Annotated in this window: 16 protein-coding genes; 6 read left to right on the plus strand and 10 right to left on the minus strand. The window is 62.5% G+C overall.

Features of this window, described 5'->3' with window-relative positions; genetic code table 11:
* Positions 1 to 321 precede the first annotated feature (321 nt).
* The 4 genes from DRB19_RS14005 to DRB19_RS14020 all read left to right on the plus strand — a co-directional run bounded on the left by DRB19_RS14005 (position 322) and on the right by DRB19_RS14020 (position 3,629).
* Positions 322 to 1,719 carry an NAD-dependent succinate-semialdehyde dehydrogenase gene (locus tag DRB19_RS14005; RefSeq protein ID WP_114186652.1) on the plus strand — a complete coding sequence of 466 codons (1,398 nt, stop codon included), beginning with the start codon at positions 322 to 324 and terminating at the stop codon, positions 1,717 to 1,719.
* A gap of 28 nt (positions 1,720 to 1,747) precedes the next feature.
* On the plus strand, positions 1,748 to 2,176 hold the full coding sequence (locus tag DRB19_RS14010) for a cupin domain-containing protein (protein WP_114186724.1): 429 nt from the start codon (positions 1,748 to 1,750) through the stop codon (positions 2,174 to 2,176).
* The gene (locus DRB19_RS14015) at positions 2,173 to 3,255 is read left to right on the plus strand and encodes an Ldh family oxidoreductase (RefSeq protein WP_245439499.1); all 1,083 of its coding nucleotides are present in this window, start codon (positions 2,173 to 2,175) and stop codon (positions 3,253 to 3,255) included. Before DRB19_RS14010 ends, DRB19_RS14015 begins: the two co-directional genes overlap by 4 nt.
* Before the next feature lie 74 nt (positions 3,256 to 3,329).
* Positions 3,330 to 3,629 (plus strand): antibiotic biosynthesis monooxygenase family protein, encoded by a 300-nt coding sequence (locus DRB19_RS14020; protein ID WP_114186653.1) that lies wholly within the window; start codon positions 3,330 to 3,332, stop codon positions 3,627 to 3,629.
* A gap of 67 nt (positions 3,630 to 3,696) precedes the next feature.
* On the opposite strand, the gene DRB19_RS14025 is transcribed toward DRB19_RS14020, so the two are convergent.
* From DRB19_RS14025 to DRB19_RS14050, 6 genes are all read right to left on the minus strand, one after another.
* Complete coding sequence (locus tag DRB19_RS14025) at positions 3,697 to 4,815, minus strand: Gfo/Idh/MocA family protein (protein WP_114186654.1); 1,119 nt, start codon at positions 4,813 to 4,815, stop codon at positions 3,697 to 3,699.
* Positions 4,799 to 5,890 (minus strand): Gfo/Idh/MocA family protein, encoded by a 1,092-nt coding sequence (locus tag DRB19_RS14030; RefSeq protein ID WP_114186655.1) that lies wholly within the window; start codon positions 5,888 to 5,890, stop codon positions 4,799 to 4,801. Before DRB19_RS14030 ends, DRB19_RS14025 begins: the two co-directional genes overlap by 17 nt.
* Before the next feature lie 114 nt (positions 5,891 to 6,004).
* A complete protein-coding gene (locus DRB19_RS14035) occupies positions 6,005 to 7,036 on the minus strand; it encodes a Gfo/Idh/MocA family protein (RefSeq protein WP_114186656.1) in 1,032 nt (343 codons plus the stop codon).
* 27 nt (positions 7,037 to 7,063) lie between these two features.
* On the minus strand, positions 7,064 to 7,867 hold the full coding sequence (locus DRB19_RS14040) for an alpha/beta fold hydrolase (protein WP_114186657.1): 804 nt from the start codon (positions 7,865 to 7,867) through the stop codon (positions 7,064 to 7,066).
* Positions 7,864 to 8,967: an LLM class flavin-dependent oxidoreductase gene (locus tag DRB19_RS14045; RefSeq protein ID WP_114186658.1), complete on the minus strand. Its 1,104-nt coding sequence runs from the start codon at positions 8,965 to 8,967 to the stop codon at positions 7,864 to 7,866. The genes DRB19_RS14040 and DRB19_RS14045 overlap by 4 nt, the downstream gene beginning before the upstream one ends.
* A complete protein-coding gene (locus DRB19_RS14050) occupies positions 8,964 to 9,527 on the minus strand; it encodes a flavin reductase family protein (RefSeq protein ID WP_245439501.1) in 564 nt (187 codons plus the stop codon). The genes DRB19_RS14045 and DRB19_RS14050 overlap by 4 nt, the downstream gene beginning before the upstream one ends.
* 150 nt (positions 9,528 to 9,677) lie before the next feature.
* Here DRB19_RS14050 and DRB19_RS14055 point away from each other — a divergent pair, with 150 nt between their 5' ends.
* Positions 9,678 to 10,601: a LysR family transcriptional regulator gene (locus tag DRB19_RS14055; RefSeq protein ID WP_114186660.1), complete on the plus strand. Its 924-nt coding sequence runs from the start codon at positions 9,678 to 9,680 to the stop codon at positions 10,599 to 10,601.
* 146 nt (positions 10,602 to 10,747) lie between these two features.
* On the plus strand, positions 10,748 to 10,903 hold the full coding sequence (locus DRB19_RS29960; RefSeq protein WP_162815689.1) for a hypothetical protein: 156 nt from the start codon (positions 10,748 to 10,750) through the stop codon (positions 10,901 to 10,903).
* 8 nt (positions 10,904 to 10,911) lie between these two features.
* On the opposite strand, the gene DRB19_RS14060 is transcribed toward DRB19_RS29960, so the two are convergent.
* The 4 genes from DRB19_RS14060 to DRB19_RS14075 are packed head-to-tail and all read right to left on the minus strand — an operon-like array spanning position 10,912 to position 15,247.
* The gene (locus DRB19_RS14060) at positions 10,912 to 12,189 is read right to left on the minus strand and encodes an MFS transporter (RefSeq protein ID WP_114186661.1); all 1,278 of its coding nucleotides are present in this window, start codon (positions 12,187 to 12,189) and stop codon (positions 10,912 to 10,914) included.
* A gap of 8 nt (positions 12,190 to 12,197) precedes the next feature.
* Positions 12,198 to 13,232, minus strand: coding sequence for an amidohydrolase family protein (locus DRB19_RS14065; RefSeq protein ID WP_114186662.1), 1,035 nt, complete (start codon positions 13,230 to 13,232; stop codon positions 12,198 to 12,200).
* Positions 13,233 to 13,240: 8 nt separating this feature from the next.
* On the minus strand, positions 13,241 to 14,773 hold the full coding sequence (locus tag DRB19_RS14070; protein WP_114186663.1) for a tripartite tricarboxylate transporter permease: 1,533 nt from the start codon (positions 14,771 to 14,773) through the stop codon (positions 13,241 to 13,243).
* Positions 14,774 to 14,794: 21 nt separating this feature from the next.
* Positions 14,795 to 15,247 carry a tripartite tricarboxylate transporter TctB family protein gene (locus DRB19_RS14075; RefSeq protein WP_114186664.1) on the minus strand — a complete coding sequence of 151 codons (453 nt, stop codon included), beginning with the start codon at positions 15,245 to 15,247 and terminating at the stop codon, positions 14,795 to 14,797.
* Positions 15,248 to 15,251 lie beyond the last annotated feature (4 nt).

Raw genomic sequence — 15,251 nt, forward strand, 5'->3', positions numbered from 1 at the left:
AGCGGGGATTCAGTAGGTAAAATAATATGTCGTACTGCCGCGCATCACGAAACCTGATCAGGTTGCACCACACTCGTCTGCTTTGGAAACAACATTCGCTTTTACGAAGAGGCCTCCGTCTATCCACGCCGTGAGCTTGCTAGGCGCTTGACACGGAGATGACGCGCTCTCTAAGTTTATGATGTCTTATGACGTTTTATCCGCAAAGGCTTCAAGCCTGACCTCTTGAAGGGGGTCGGAGGCGCGTCAGCGGGCAGACCCGCGCGTTATGAGCGAGAGTTTGAAGACTCATTCGCCAGCACAGCTCTTCGGAAGGCAAGCATGATCCACTCAATCAACCCCTCAACCGGCGACACCCTCGCCAGTTTCGACGAGCACACACCGGACGCCATCGAGCAGGCTCTCGCGCAAGCGGTGCAAGCGCAACGGGATTGGGCCAAGAGACCGATCCCGGAGCGGGTCCAGCTTCTCACGAAAGCGGCTGAAGTTCTGCGGGCCAAAAAGGCGGATTATGCCGCTTTGATCACGGCTGAGATGGGCAAGCCGATCGTCGAGGCCGAAGCCGAGATCGAGAAATGCGCCTGGAATTGCGACTTCTATGCCGAGAAGGCGGAGGAGTTCTTGGCGCCCGAGATCGTCGTAAGCAATGCGGCGGAAAGCTCCGTCGTGTTCGATCCGTTGGGCGTCGTGCTGGCGATCATGCCGTGGAATTATCCCTTCTGGCAGCTCTTCCGATTCCTGGCCCCGGCGCTTGCCGCCGGCAACGGCGCGGTTCTGAAACACGCCAGTAACGTGCCGCAATGCGCTCTCGCCATCGAGGACGTGCTGCGGGAGGCGGGAGCGCCCGATGGGCTGTTCCGCACGCTCCTGATCGGCCCCTCGGCTGTTGAGGCCGTCATCGCGGATCCCCGCATCGCCGCCGTGACCCTGACCGGCTCGACGGAAGTCGGCAGTCTGGTGGCGAGCCAGGCGGGCCGTCAGCTCAAGAAACAGGTGTTGGAGCTCGGAGGCTCCGATCCATTCATCGTGCTGGCGGATGCCGACGTAAAGGAGGCGGCAGCCGTCGCCACCCGCGCCCGGTTCCTCAATGTCGGGCAGAGCTGCATCGCGGCCAAGCGCTTCATCGTCGAGGAGAGCGTTGCCGACGAGTTCGTGGCGGCCCTCTGCGCCCGTGTGGAAGCCCTGGTCGTCGATGACCCCATGAACCGTGAATCCAATATCGGCCCGATGGCGCGCGCCAATCTGCGTGACGATCTCAAGTCGCAGATCGAGCGCTCCATCGGAGCAGGCGCCGAGCTGAGGCTTGGAGGCAAGCCACTCGACCGGCCAGGCTTTTACTATGCGCCGACGGTTCTTGACCGGGTGACTCCGGACATGGCGGCGTTTGCCGAGGAAACCTTCGGGCCAGCAGCCGCCGTGATCCGGGTTCGGGATGCGGAGGAAGCGATCACCCTTGCCAATGCGACGGAATTCGGCCTAGGCGCAGCGCTTTGGACCCGCGATATCGACCGGGCTCGCCAGCTGGCCCGGCGCATTGAAGCTGGCGCTGTCTTCATCAACGGCATGGTGGCGTCCGATCCCCGGCTTCCGTTCGGCGGCATCAAGAAATCAGGCTATGGGCGCGAGCTTGGCGAGTTCGGCATCCGCGAGTTCACCAATATCAAGACCGTGTGGATCGGTCCTGCCAAGGATGCAAACAAAGTGACCTTGTCCGAGTAAGGCGCCAAGGCACGAGAGGACAATGACGATGAGTGACATGAAAGAACCCGTAGGGGCGGTGCTTCGCCCATCCGAGATCACGCCGGCCGAGCGCGGCGGCGGAGCGCGAACCATTCCTCTCGTGACCAAGAAGATCGGGTCGACGAGCATGTTGAACGGCATCACGTCCTTCGAGCCGGGTGCGGCCATTCCGCTTCACAGCCACAATTGCGAGGAGAGCGTCATGATCCTCGAGGGGCGCGCCGTTGCCGAAATCGACGGCGTGGAGCACGAGCTCGGCCCCCACGACACGACCTGGATCCCCTCCGACGTGCCGCATCGTTTTCGCAATGCGTCCGACACCGAGCCGATGCGCATCTTTTGGACCTACGCCTCCGTCGACGCCACGAGGACTCTGATCGCCACCGGAGAAACCCGTGCGGTCTCAGCCGAGCACGCGAAGGGGGCGGGCCAGTGAAGCCTCTCGAGACGTCCTCGCCGACCAGCGATCGCGTGCCCGCCGCGGCCATTCACGCCTTCATCGAGACCTCCTTCAGAAAAGTCGGCCTCCCCGACGCCGACGCCGCCAAGGTTGCGCGCCTCATGACCGAGGCCGACCTGTCGGGCGCCGACGCTCATGGGGTCTTCCGCCTGCCGCAATATGTGCAGCGCATCCAAACCGGGGGCATCAACCCCAAGCCTGCAATCCGGGTCGACCGCAGGGCTCCCGCGACCGCCCTTGTCGACGGAGACAATGGGATGGGCCATCTCGTCATGGCCCGCGCGGCTGAGACCGCGATCGAACTCGCGCGCGAAACCGGCGTCGCTTGGGTTGGCGCACATCATTCCAACCATGCGGGTCCGGCCGCCCTCTATGCCTCCATGCCGGTCGAGCACGGCATGATCGGCTTGTATTCGGCGGTTGCGAGCGCCAACCATATGGCGATCTGGGGCGGCGTCGAGGCCCTGCTTGGGACGAACCCGCTGGCGGTGGGTATTCCGGCAGGCGAGGAGCCGCCGGTCATTCTCGACATCGCCACCACCATGGTGTCGTACGGCACGATCAAGAACTATGCGCTGCAAGGTAAGAGCATTCCCGAAGGCTGGATCATCAAGCGCGCGGACGGGGAACCCCTGACGGACCCGAAACGCAGCAGCGAAGGCCTTCTGCTGCCCATCGGCGGCTACAAGGGCAGCGGCCTTGCGTTGATCCTGGGTCTGCTCGCTGGAACGTTGAATGGCGCAGCCTTTGGCCGGGACGTGGTGGACTTCAATGCCGATACGGTGACCGAGACCAATACTGGTCACTTCATCGTCGCCGTCGACGTATCGCGTTTCGCTCCCCTCGACACTTTCAAGGCCGAAGTCGACCGGCATATGCGCGACATGCGGGATTCTGAGCGCCTGCCCGGCTTCGACGCGATCCGGATTCCGGGCGAGCAGCGGGAAGCGCGCATCAGAAGCCGCTCGCGCGACGGGGTTCCCCTGTCGGCCGAGCTTCGCAAGAAGCTCGATGACCTTGCGGCCCAACTCGGAATCGATCCAATCAGAACCTGAAGGCGCGGCTAGACGAGCCGCCTTTCGCTGAGATCAGAGGCTCGTGCTTTGCGAGCCGACAAGGAGCTGTACCCATGATCCTCGAGATCGCCCAGATCGACGTAAAGCCAGGCATGGAGGCCGAATTCGAGGCCGGAGTGGCCAAGGCCGCACCCCTGTTCCAGCGGGCGAAGGGCTGCATCACCATGGAGCTGCAGCGCTCGATCGAGAAGCCGAGCCGCTATCGCCTCTTCGTTCGCTGGGAGACCCTGGAGAACCACATGGAGGATTTCCGCAACTCCGCGGACTTCCAGGAGTGGCGCAATCTCGTGGGACCCTTCTTCGAGAAGCCGCCCGAGGTCGAACATACGCACCAAGCCTTCCACGGTTTTTGATTTCGTAACGCACAAGAAAAAGCCTGCCGCGGATCGCTCCGGGCAGGCTTTTTGGTTTCGTGGCGGCTCAGGCCGCCAGTTCGCCCACAACTTCCGGCGCAAGCGGAAGCTGAACCGGCTTCTTGAGCTTGGCCGAGAGATCGAGCGCCTTGGTGAGCATGAGGTTCCGGTGCGCCTCGGCGGCGGTGGCCGCCTGTGTGGGCAGGCCCAAGGACACACGGTTGAGCCAGGAATCCGTCTCTTCCCGCATGGGGCCGCGCAGCTCGCCAAGGGCCATGTCGCCAGGTGGGTAGCTGCCGAGGAAGTCCACGAGACGTCTCGTGTCCGGCGCATAGCCTTCCGCCTGCGGAGCGGACACGGCCATCACGATGTCCCGGTGCGTGTCGTCGATGGTGATCACCCCATCGGTGCCGTTGATGCCGACCTCGAGGCTGTAGACTGCACCCGGCCAGGTGACCGGCAGAGCCCACGAGATGTTGAGGTGGTACACGCTGCCGTCGGAGAACATGATCATTCCGGCGGTTGCATCGATGCCGCCGTATTCCGGACCGAGCACCTTGTCGACCGAGCGGGCATAGACCTCCACCGGCGTCTTCTGCTCCATGTACCACATGACGATATCGAGCGCGTGGGTGCCCGAGATCACCATGGGCGAGATGGTCGACGGATCGTCCGTGCGCTTGTAGTTGTCGATGGCCACGAGCCTGTTCATGAAGGCCCGCGAGGTAACCATCGTCACGTCGCCGAGGGCGCCGTTGCGCACCTTCTCCTTGGCCGAGAGCCATTTCCGGCGGAAGCGCTGGGTATAGCCTACTACCGCGTCCACGCCTGCGGCTTCGATAGCGCGCAAAACCTGAGCGGAGGCCGCAAGATCGGTGGCTAGCGGCTTCTCGATTAGCATCGGAAAGCCGCGCTCGACCGAGGCCATCACCGGGTCCACGTGAAGGTGTTCGTCCGTCGCGATGATGACCGCGTTCACCTCAGGGCGGGCCAAGAGCTCCCGGTAATCGGACGTGACGAAATCCGCCCCGACCTTGTCGGCCACCATCTTCGCCCGGTCCGGGTTGATCTCGGCGAGACCGATCCATTCCACGGCCGGATGCCTGGCCGCAACTTCACCCCGGAACAGGCCGACGCGCCCTGCCCCGATGATCGCAAGGCCAATTCCTTTAGCTGACTTTTTCAAGCTTCTTTCCTCCCTTTAGGTCCGCAATGGCTGCAATCGACCTGTTCGAAAGCGGTAGATCGACCGGCTCGTTGATTTCGGCCGAGAGATCCGCGGCCGTATAGGTTTCCATCACCATGCGCGCATGCTCCGGCGCGACCATGACGGGCCGGTCCAGAAGAATGGATTCGATGAAATGGATCGTCTCGGGCCCCATCTGACCTGCGAACACGTGGTCGACCTGCTCGCCCGGCATGGTCGACATGGGAAAGCGCGTCCCGTCCGAGACGGTGTTCAGCCAATGGTCGCGGTGGGTGTCGTCGAGGATGAGCGCCCCCTCGGTTCCGGTGATCTCGATCCAGGTGGACGAGAAGTTCGGATAGCTCGGCGGAAGGTTCCAACCGCCGCCGATCACGACCAGCATCCCGTTGTCCATGGTGACCGTGGTCCACATGCAGTCATAGGAGCCGTTGATGTGCTCCATGTAGCCATAGGCGCCCTGGGAATAGACCCGCACGGGCTTCGCCGGCTCGAGAAGCCAGAAAACGAAATCGAGGTCGTGGGTGGATTCCATCGCGGCCGGCGACAGCTTGACCCTGGACGCGATCTTCTTGCCCAGGCTGCGCGACAGATGGCGGCTCACCATCACGTTCACCACACGGCCCAGGGTGCCGTCGGTGATCTTTTTCTTGGCATAGGCAATCTTGGGGTTGAAGCGCTGCGAATAACCGATCGTGAACTTGAGATTGTTGCGCTTCGAAATGGCGATCAGCTCGTCCGCCTCCCAGATCTCCAGGGCGATCGGCTTTTCCAGCATCACGTGCTTGCCGGCCCGCAGGCAATCGCGAGCGATGGGGAAGTGGCTGTTTTCCGGTGTGGTCGAGATGAAGACGATCTCGATCTTGTCGTTGTTGATGATGTCCTGATAATCCAGCGTCGCCGTCGCCGGATTGGTCAGGGCCTTGACCTCCGCCAGCCGCTCGGGACGGATCTCGCAGATATGCAGCTTGTCCACGAGAGCCGAGCGCGCCAATGTCTCGGCGCGGATCCCCCCGACCCAGCCGGTTCCGATCACGCCGACTTCAACCTGCTTCATTGACGTCTATCTCCCTGAATTTCCTTCCCGACGAGCGCCGATAGCGGATCGCCGAAAACCCCGGACATGAATGCCGGGCTTGCACTGTTCATTGTATGACCGATCTTCCAGTTCTCATGCGGAGACGGCGATCGGTCGCGGCCGGATCTCGATGTTCTCGACACGGACCAGGATGTTCTTGATTGCCGACTGGCAGATGGCCTCGAGAACTGCGATGTTGCCCATCTTCTGCGCATCGGTAAACGGATACTCGGTGCCAGCCTCGATTGTGTCCGCAAAGGCTTCGAGGTTTCGGCGTACCGCGTCTTCCCAGGGGAACTCGATGATCTCCCGGTGGCCGTTGCGGTGCTGGTAGGTCAGTGTCGTCATTCCGGGCGTGTCCGGATGGGTGTGATTGCGGATCTCCACCCAGGCATCCGAGCCGAATACGATCATGCCGATATAAAGCGGCGTGACCAAAATCGCATTGAGATACCCTGTCGCGCCCGACGCAAAGCGGAAATGCGCCGACACTACGTCGCCGTTCGGCCGCTTCGAGACCCTTTGCGCGGTCTGGGCGTAGACTTCAGTGATGGGACCGAACAGATCGAGGTAGAGATCCGTCAGATGAATGCCCATGGCGGTCATGCCGGCGGCAGGCGCATCGACGGGCGAAGCGCGCCAATCGCCCTCAGGCACAGCGGCCAGCTTATCGTGACTGAAATTCGCCTCGACATGCATGATGGTGCCCAGCACCCCTTCCCTCACCATGCGCCGCAACTCGATGGCGGCTGGCTCGAACCGCCGTTCATGGCCGATGCCGAGCAGCACGTTCGCCGCCCGGCAGGCTTCGATGGAGCATTCGGCGTCCGCGCGCGTAAGGGCCAGAGGCTTCTCGCAGAAAACGTGCTTGCCGGCGGCAGCCGCGGCCAGAACCTGCCGCGTGTGCATGGAATGAGGCGTGCAGAGGATGACCGCGTCGATGCCCGGATCGCTCAAAACGTCATCCCAATCCGTCGTGAGGCGAAGCCCATGCTCCGCCGCGAAGGCGGCCTGAGCGTTCGAGGTTTCGAGCGCGGTCACGATCTCGAGTTTCCTCGAGTCCTGCATGCGACGGACCAGATGCTTGCCCCACCATCCCAAACCGGCAATCGCTGCCCGAACCATCGTTTCCTCCTGCTTCCTGTCTGACGCTCACCCCGCGAGGAATGCGCAGACCGCTTCGTTGAAGGCTTTAGGGTTCTCAAGGTTGGCAAGGTGCGCCGCCGCTGGGATCTCCGCGAATTTAACCCCCGGGATCTGGTCGGCCATCGAGCGCATCTCTGCCGGATGGACTCCATCGGCCGACCCCACGACCAGACAGGCGGGACACTTGATCTCGCTCAGGCGGCTTTTGTAGTTCAGCCCGCGCAAGGCTTCAGTCGCGCCAACATAGCCCTCGCGGGATGTGTCGAGGATCATGCGGCGCACCCTTTCGACCTTGTCGGGATGCTGGTTTCGCGTCTCTTCCGTAAGCCATGTGGGAATCGTGACTTCGGCGATGGCTTCTATGCCTTTTTCCTCCAGGACTTTCTGGCGATCCGCCCACATGTTGCGGAAGAAGTCAGGCGCATCGGATCGGCAGTCGGCCGCAACGATCCGGGTCACCCGGGAGCCATGGTCGAGGGCCAGTCCGAAGGCGGTCATGCCGCCCATGGACAGGCCCAGAACGGCCGACTTCTCGATGCCAAGATGATCCCAGATCGCCACCACGTCCTTTGCAAGCTGATCGAAGCTGTAGGGCCCCTGCACGGGAGCAGACCCGCCGTGCCCGCGCGCGTCGATGCGCAGGACCCGGAAGCTTTTCGTCAACTCCTCGACCTGATCGTCCCAGAGCTCCGCCCGGGTAGCGAGCGAGTGCAGGCACGTCAGCCAAGGCTTGTCCTCGGGCCCGTCGATGAGAACCCGGAACTCGGTTCCGTTAGCGGCGATCGTCAATTCCTGCGACATCGAGCTCATGCCGCCTCGGTTGCGGTCACGGTTGCGCTGTCGACGGCAGGCATAACCTTCTCGGCCATTAGCTCCATCGACCGGATCGCAAGGCCGCGATCGGCCCAGTCGTGCCCGGCATAGAGAAGCGTTCCGAAATCGCCGACTTCCTCACGGAAGGCCAGCAGATCGTCCGTCACCTTCTCGGGCGTACCCCAGATCACAAGCTGGTCCACGACGCTTTCCACCGTGACGGAGGAATCCGGTGCATTCTGGTCGCTCTTGAAAAGGTTCGCCCGGCCGTTCTTGATCAGCTTCGTGGCGAGAGAACGATAGTAGAAGTAGTAGGGGCTGTCCGGCTCCGTCGCGTAACGGCGTGCCGTATCCATGTCTTCGGCGACGAAGATGCTCTTTGCGACGCGCCAGTTTGCCGGATCGGCCCGGCGTCCGCCCTTTTCGCAGCCCTCGACATATTTCGGCCAATGGGTCTTGACCCATTTCGGCAGGAGGAAGTTCGCGGAAATCGGATCCCAACCCCGAGCGGCCGCCTCGGAAACGCCCTTCGAGAATGGCGCGACTGCAGTCACCACGATGGGCGGATGCGGATTCTGGTACGGCTTATGGATATACCCCTGGCCGAGTTCCGGGATATGGGTCCGCTCCGTGGTGATGTTCCAGAACTGGCCTTTGAGATTGTACGGAGGCTCACCCGCCCAGATGTTCAGGATATGATCGATCGCCTCCACGAACATGGCCGTGCGATCCTTGTCGAGATTGCCGAAGACCTCCGCGTCGGACAGCAATCCGCCCGGGCTGATGCCCATGATGAAGCGGCCTTCGGCCATATGGTCGATCATTGCGACCTCACCGGCCACCATGGCAGGATGATGGCTTGGCAGATTGATCGTGCCGGTTCCGAGCTTGATGTTCTTCGTCTCGTTGAGCAGCCAGGCCACGAAGAGCAGGGAATTCGTGATAGTCTCCGCCGCATCCGTCACATGCTCGCCGAAATAGCCCTCGGTGAAGCCGAGGCGGTCGGCAATGAGAGCAAGCTCACGATCTTCCTTGAGCGTCTCAGTGAGATTGCGGCCGACCGGATGGATCGGCATGGTGAAGAAGCCAAGCTTCATGAGCAGCACTCTCTTTGGATGGCGGCGGGCTGAACTATTGTCGACGCTTCGCGGACAGATTCAGGTTTCGGGAAAAGAGCCGGCACACAGAAGGAGCCGGCGCTGAAAATCAGTGGCTCGCCGTCGGCATAGACGGCTCTTTCGACGCGGCCAATGAAGATCAAATGATCGCCACCCTCAACAACGCTGTGCGTGGAGCACTCGAACGTCGCGAGGCTATCGGTCAGAAGCGGGCAACCGCCGAAGCCGATCTCATGCGCAATATCGGCGAACTTGTCCTGGGCAGGGGTCGCAAAATGCTTGCAATGGGAATGCTGGTGCGTTCCCAGAACATTGACCGCAAAGGATCCCGACGAGCGGAAGCTCTCGAGAGAAGGAGCGCGCTTCTGCAGGCTCCACAAGACCAGTGGCGGATCAAGGGAAACGGACGAGAAGGAGTTGGCCGTCAATCCTTCGAGCTTGCCGTCCGGCCCGCGGGTCGTGACCACCGTCACGCCGGTCGCGTAGCGGCCGAGGGCTTGGCGGAGATGCATCGGGTCTTCGACCGTTTTGAAACTCATGCGCGGCTGATTCATCTGATGGGGTCATCCTGTCTTTCGCAGCCCATGGCCGCACGATGGGAGGATGTGATTGACCGGAAGATACCCTCGACGCCTCAGCGCATAAAATGATATGATCTGCTCGCGTCCATTATGTTTTATGATAACTCTATGCTGGAAAGCCTGCGCGACATCCGACTGTTTGTGGCCGTTTACGAGGAACGGTCATTTACGGCTGCGGCCACCCGTGAAAACGCCACGCAATCCGGCGTATCCCAGCATATCCGCAAGATCGAGAACCGCTTCGGCGTGAAGCTCTTCGGGCGGGGAAGCGGAGCCGTCATTCCGACGCCGGCCGGTGACAGCTACTACCGACACTGCATCGACGTCCTGCGCAGCAACGAAGCGGCGACCCGGGCGCTGATGGGATTCAGCAGCGGGCTCGAGGGCGAGATCACCGTTGGGTTGATGCCCACCATGACACGCTGTGCCATGGCGCCCGCGCTCGCGAAATTCATGGATGCCCATCCCAATGTCATGGTGCGCATCGTCGAGGCCTATTCGGCGCTCCTGACCCAGCAGGTGCGCGCAGGGGAGCTCGATTTCGCGGTGGTTCCCGCCTTCGACGACGCTGTCGGGTTGAAAAGCCGCCTTTTGGCGCGAACGCCGGAGGTGCTAGTCTCGGATGGGCGGCTAAACCTCCAGCACATGGCGCCCGTTCGCCTGGCCGATCTTGGTCCGCTCAAATTCGTCGTTCCGGGAGGTCAGAATACCCGGCGGCGCAATCTCGAAACCTATTTCTCATCGAACGGCGTTCATGTCGGGCGCGTGCTAGAGCTCGACGCCATGCTAGGGACCCTCGATCTCGTGTCCCATTCGGACTGGGTGACAATCCTGCCCGGCGTGATGATGGCCAGCGATATCGAGAGTCGGCACTATGTCATCAATCCTCTGGCTCAGCCGTCCCTCAAGACCGATCTCGTGCTTATCGAACCAGCCCGTAGGCCGCTGTCGCTCGCGGCGGAAACCTTTCTGGAGGCTCTTGAGCAGGAGACGAAACGGCTCAACACCCTTTGGGGCTCGACACTCGATTGATCTGTCAGTCTTTACAGCAATTTAACTCGTTATAATGACCTTTGCCGATACTGCATAGCTGTGCTGCAATGCGGGAGATTGTGCGCTGCGGCGCACAAAGTAAAAGGGGCGCAACGAAACTCTGTTGTGTCTTCTGGAGCATTCCCGTGTCTACCGCTGTCGCCATTCTTCGTTCGACTCCCAATGTCTTCGCTGGAATCTTGGCCCTTCGTCGGATCCTACGGATCGTCTCGGAAGCGATCGCGGAGGGCAAGGAAATGCGCGAGCATTACCGCCGCCAGTACCCGTCCCTCGACTGGTAAGCTGCCGTCTAAGATTGGGACTGAGTTGCGGCTCTGGCCGCGGAAGGGAGGAGCCGACGCTCCTCCTCCTTGGTGAGTGGCGTCAGCAGTGCGAAGCTTGCCAGCGGCAAAATTGCCAACAGGAAAAAAGCCACACTCCACGAGCCGCTTTGCTCCACGGCGAGCCCGAACACCACACCGGCCCCGGCACTGACGACCCGAATGATAGTGCCTTGCAGGCCGATTGCCATTCCGGCCCGGGCATGACCGGCCATTTCGGCCGCAGCCGTAAAGGCTAGGCCGTTCCAAGCCAGGCCCAGCACCCCTGCGATCAAAAGCGCGGCGATCAGCAATGGAAGCGGCGCATCGACGACAAGCGCTGACCCCATGAGCGCCAAGGACAGCCAGAGCGCCTGTCTGCGGATCGGCGGCACGCGCCTCCCGGAGCGATCCGACCAGCGCCCTGCCAAAACGCGCATCGTGCCTCCACCGATATTGATGAACGCAAGGACGAGGGCCGCAAGGGTGACGGGAAGGCCCCGATGTTCGGTCAGGAAGATCACCATGAAACCGTTCATGGCCACCTGACTGCACACGAGGAGCCCCGCGCAAAACGCTAAACGCCAGAGCGCCGGATCACGCACGGGCGACGGCAGATCGGTGTGGCCCGAGTCTTCGCGAGCGACGCGGGGAGACGCCAGCCAAATGGCCGCGCAGACGGCTCCGAGCGCAGCCGCGCCGGCGATGACCGTAAAAGCCGCACCAAGCCCCGCAGCCGCAGCAGTCAGGGGTAGAACGAGGGCCGCGATAGCGCTTCCGAGCGGAATCGACATCTGGCGAATGCCAAGGGCGAAACCACGCTCCGAACGTGAGAACCAATGCATGACCGCGCGTCCCGACGCCGCCGAAGACGCGGAGCCGAGGGCTCCCGCAAGGGCAAGCCAAGCGACGAGTGCGCCAAGTCCATCCGCTCGTGACGCGATCAGCACCGCAACGGCGGAGCCGCCGAGGCCGATGGCGATGATCAAGCGCTCGCCATACCGGTCCGCGAGCATGCCCCAGATCAGGAGGGTGCTCATGATCCCCCAATTGGCGGAGGCGAGAACCAGCCCTACCTCGGGAAGGCTCAGGTCGAAATGAGAGCGCAGCACGGGTCCGAGGGCCGGGAGCCCGTGCTGAAGGGCGGCGAGCGCCGCTTGAGCAACGACTCCCACGGCAAGAATAACCCACCGATACCGGTGTTGGTCGGGAGCTCCCCCGTGCTGATGCTCCCGGTCGGCTTCCTGCTCCTGCCGAGGCGCAGGCATCGCGCCGATCAGCCGGCCTGTGCGGCCCGCTTGGCAGGAGACTGCACATCACCCAGAAGGCCGGCGGCGGCCGTTCCGAGGATCAGGTTTCTGTCCTCGATGGATGCCTTGAGGGCACGCACCTGCTTGACGCAGTCCAGCAGGCCCATGTCGAACGGATAATCGCTTCCAAGCAGCACATGATCGGCCCCGAACGTTTCGACCAGATAGCGCAGGGCGGGCTCGAAATGCAGGATGCAATCGAAATAGAGCCGGCGGATCGATGCTTCCGGCGCTTCCTTCAGGTTCACCTTGCCCTCAGGCCGCACGTCGTAGCCGTGGTTCATGCGGCCGGTCTGGTAGGGCATGAAGCCGCCGCCATGGGCGAAGCAGAACTTGAGATCCGGGTACCGCTCAAGCACGCCGCCGAACACGAGAGATGCGGCCGCGATGGTGGTGTCGAGCGGGTTACCGATCAGGTTCTTGAGATAGTAGGACTTGAGGCGGTCATTGGCGGCGGTCTTCTGGGGGTGGACCAGAATGAAGGCGCCGAGTTCCGCTGCAGCCGCCCAGAGCGGTTCGAGCGCCGGGTCGTCGAGGTTGCGCCCCTCCACGTGGGAGCCGATCTGCGCGCCGCGAAGTCCGAGTTCCGTCATCGAGCGGCGAAGCTCCGCAACGGCGCGCTCCGGGTCCTGCATCGGCAGCGTGGCGATGCCGAGGAACCGGTCGGGATGTTGGCTGACGACTTTTGCGATTTCCTCATTCTGGATCGCCGAGAGCGTGGCGGTCAGCGCGGGATCGCGATCATACAGGAAGGTCTGCGGGCAGACCGACAGCACCTGCACGTCGACTTCCGCCGCGTCCATGTCGCGAAGCCTGAGCTCCAGGTCCCATGCGCCTCGCGGGAAAGGCCGCTGGACGATGCTGCCCACGGTCAGCACGCCGCCCTCCTGATCGACCTCGCTCAATGTCGGACCGATGTCGGGCGCTTCCGCGCGCATGCGGCGCATCGTTTCCTCGGTGAGGATATGTGCGTGAACGTCGATGGTTCGAACGGTGGTCATATCAGGTCCTATTTGGTTGCGATGGAGATTTGCTGCTCATTGCGGCTCCGGCGCCTGGCCCGGTGACGCGTGAACATGCTCATCAGAGGAAGAAGCAGGGAGGCGATGACGAGGAGAAGAAGGATGGCCGAGAGCGGGCGCTGCACGAAGATCGAAAGGCTGCCCTCCGAGAGCATCAGCGACTGCCTCAGGGAACTCTCCATCAAACTCGCCAAAACCACGGCGAGCACGACCGGCGCTCTGGGAAGGTCGGCCTTCATCATGAGATAGCCGACCATGCCGAAGAAGAGTGTAAGGCCTACGCTGAACAGGCTGAGCGTCGTCGCGTAGGCGCCCACGAGCGAGATCACCAGGATGCCCGGCGCCAGATACTCGTAGGGAATCCTCAGAAGCGCCGCGAACAGAGGCGCCAGCGGGAGATTAAGCACCAGCAGGATGACGTTGCCGATGAACATGCTGGCGATCAGGCCCCATACGAGATCGGCCTGCTCAACGAGGAGCGTGGGGCCGGGGCGAATGCCCTGCAGAACCAGCGCCGCGAGCAGCACCGCCGTGGAGGCCGATCCCGGGATGCCGAGCGCGAGCATCGGAATGAGCGCGCCGTGAGCCGCGGAGTTGTTGGCGGATTCAGCCGCGGCCACGCCGTCGAGCGCGCCATTGCCGAAACGCTCGGGATGGCGGCTGAACCGCTTTTCCGTCACATAAGCCAGGATCGCCGCAACCGTGGGCCCTGCCCCGGGCATGAGCCCGATCAAAAAGCCCAGGACTCCGCCGCGTAGGATGGCGATGCGGCACTCGGCCCAGTCCTTGCCGCTGAGCCACATGTCCTTGAGCCGGGTCTTGATCGGTTCGGAATCGTAACTCTGCTCGAGCGAGGCCAGGACCTCGGCGATGCCGAAGATGCCGATGGCAACCGGCAGGAAGTCGATGCCGTCGAGAAGCTCGGTGCTCCCGAAGGTGAGTCGTGCGCTGCCGAGGATCGGGTCCGTGCCGACGAGCGCGATCATGAGGCCGAACACGGCCATCAGGATCGCCTTGATGGGCGAACCCGATCCGATGCTCGCGGTCGCCGTGATGCCGAGGGTGGCAAGCAGGAAGTATTCCGGCGACGAGAAGCTGAGCGCGAATTCCGCCAGCGGCGGCGTGACGAACACCAATGCGATGACCGCGCCGACGCCGGCAAGGAACGATCCGATTGCTGAGACGCTGAGCGCCGCCCCCGCCCTGCCCTGCTTGGCGAGCCTGTGGCCGTCCACAGCGGTCATAACGCTTGCGGCCTCACCCGGCACGTTGACGAGAACAGAGGTAAGGGTGCCGCCATACATGCCGCCATACATGATGCCGGCCAGCATCATGATGGCGGTCGCAGGAGGAATGCCGAAGGTGATTGGCAGGAGAAGGGCCATGCCGGCCGATGGGCCAAGACCCGGCAGGGCGCCGATCAGCTGGCCCAGGCACACGCCGACGAAGATGAACAGGAGGTTCATCGGCGTTAGGGCGATCGCGAACCCTTGCCCGAGAGAGACTAAAGAATCGATCATGAACTTGATCCTTGGAGAGCGTCAGATGCCGAGCACGCCCTTGGGAAAAGCAATCCCGAGCCAGGCAGAGAACACGCCATACACGAGCGCCATCGTGAGAGCGGTTGTGAACAGGCTGGGCACGAGGCGGCGGCGCTCAACGAAAATGAGCAAGAACAACATGAACAGAAGAGCGGTCGCCATCAGCCCGATGATGGGCGCAAGGACGATGACCGCCCACAGGCCTGCAGCAGTGAGGATCACCCGCTGCAGGCCTGTGCGATCTGGCCAGTCGACGGGCGGATTGGTTTGCCGGCGCAGGGCGCCGACAAAGAGAGCGATGGAAAGGACAGCGCCCGTCGCGGCGACCCAGAATGGCGCAAAGGCCGATCCGGGTGCGAAATCCGCCCAGTATGGCAAGTCGCGGGTGGTCGCGAAGACCACCCCCGACAGGACGAGCATGACTACCGCGCTGACGATATCCGCAGTCTTCATGACG

The organism is Microvirga aerophila (assembly GCF_003332305.1).
GTDB lineage: Bacteria > Pseudomonadota > Alphaproteobacteria > Rhizobiales > Beijerinckiaceae > Microvirga > Microvirga aerophila.

Coding starts and splice junctions, on each gene's coding strand:
- DRB19_RS14070 (WP_114186663.1), bottom strand. CDS start 14,773: ATGATCGATTCTTTAGTCTCTCTCGGGCAAGGGTTCGCGATCGCCCTA.
- DRB19_RS14065 (WP_114186662.1), bottom strand. CDS start 13,232: ATGACCACCGTTCGAACCATCGACGTTCACGCACATATCCTCACCGAG.
- DRB19_RS14040 (WP_114186657.1), bottom strand. CDS start 7,867: ATGAGCTCGATGTCGCAGGAATTGACGATCGCCGCTAACGGAACCGAG.
- DRB19_RS14060 (WP_114186661.1), bottom strand. CDS start 12,189: ATGCCTGCGCCTCGGCAGGAGCAGGAAGCCGACCGGGAGCATCAGCAC.
- DRB19_RS14010 (WP_114186724.1), top strand. CDS start 1,748: ATGAGTGACATGAAAGAACCCGTAGGGGCGGTGCTTCGCCCATCCGAG.
- DRB19_RS14005 (WP_114186652.1), top strand. CDS start 322: ATGATCCACTCAATCAACCCCTCAACCGGCGACACCCTCGCCAGTTTC.
- DRB19_RS14045 (WP_114186658.1), bottom strand. CDS start 8,967: ATGAAGCTTGGCTTCTTCACCATGCCGATCCATCCGGTCGGCCGCAAT.
- DRB19_RS14075 (WP_114186664.1), bottom strand. CDS start 15,247: ATGAAGACTGCGGATATCGTCAGCGCGGTAGTCATGCTCGTCCTGTCG.
- DRB19_RS14030 (WP_114186655.1), bottom strand. CDS start 5,890: ATGAAGCAGGTTGAAGTCGGCGTGATCGGAACCGGCTGGGTCGGGGGG.
- DRB19_RS14055 (WP_114186660.1), top strand. CDS start 9,678: ATGCTGGAAAGCCTGCGCGACATCCGACTGTTTGTGGCCGTTTACGAG.
- DRB19_RS14035 (WP_114186656.1), bottom strand. CDS start 7,036: ATGGTTCGGGCAGCGATTGCCGGTTTGGGATGGTGGGGCAAGCATCTG.
- DRB19_RS14050 (WP_245439501.1), bottom strand. CDS start 9,527: ATGAGTTTCAAAACGGTCGAAGACCCGATGCATCTCCGCCAAGCCCTC.
- DRB19_RS14020 (WP_114186653.1), top strand. CDS start 3,330: ATGATCCTCGAGATCGCCCAGATCGACGTAAAGCCAGGCATGGAGGCC.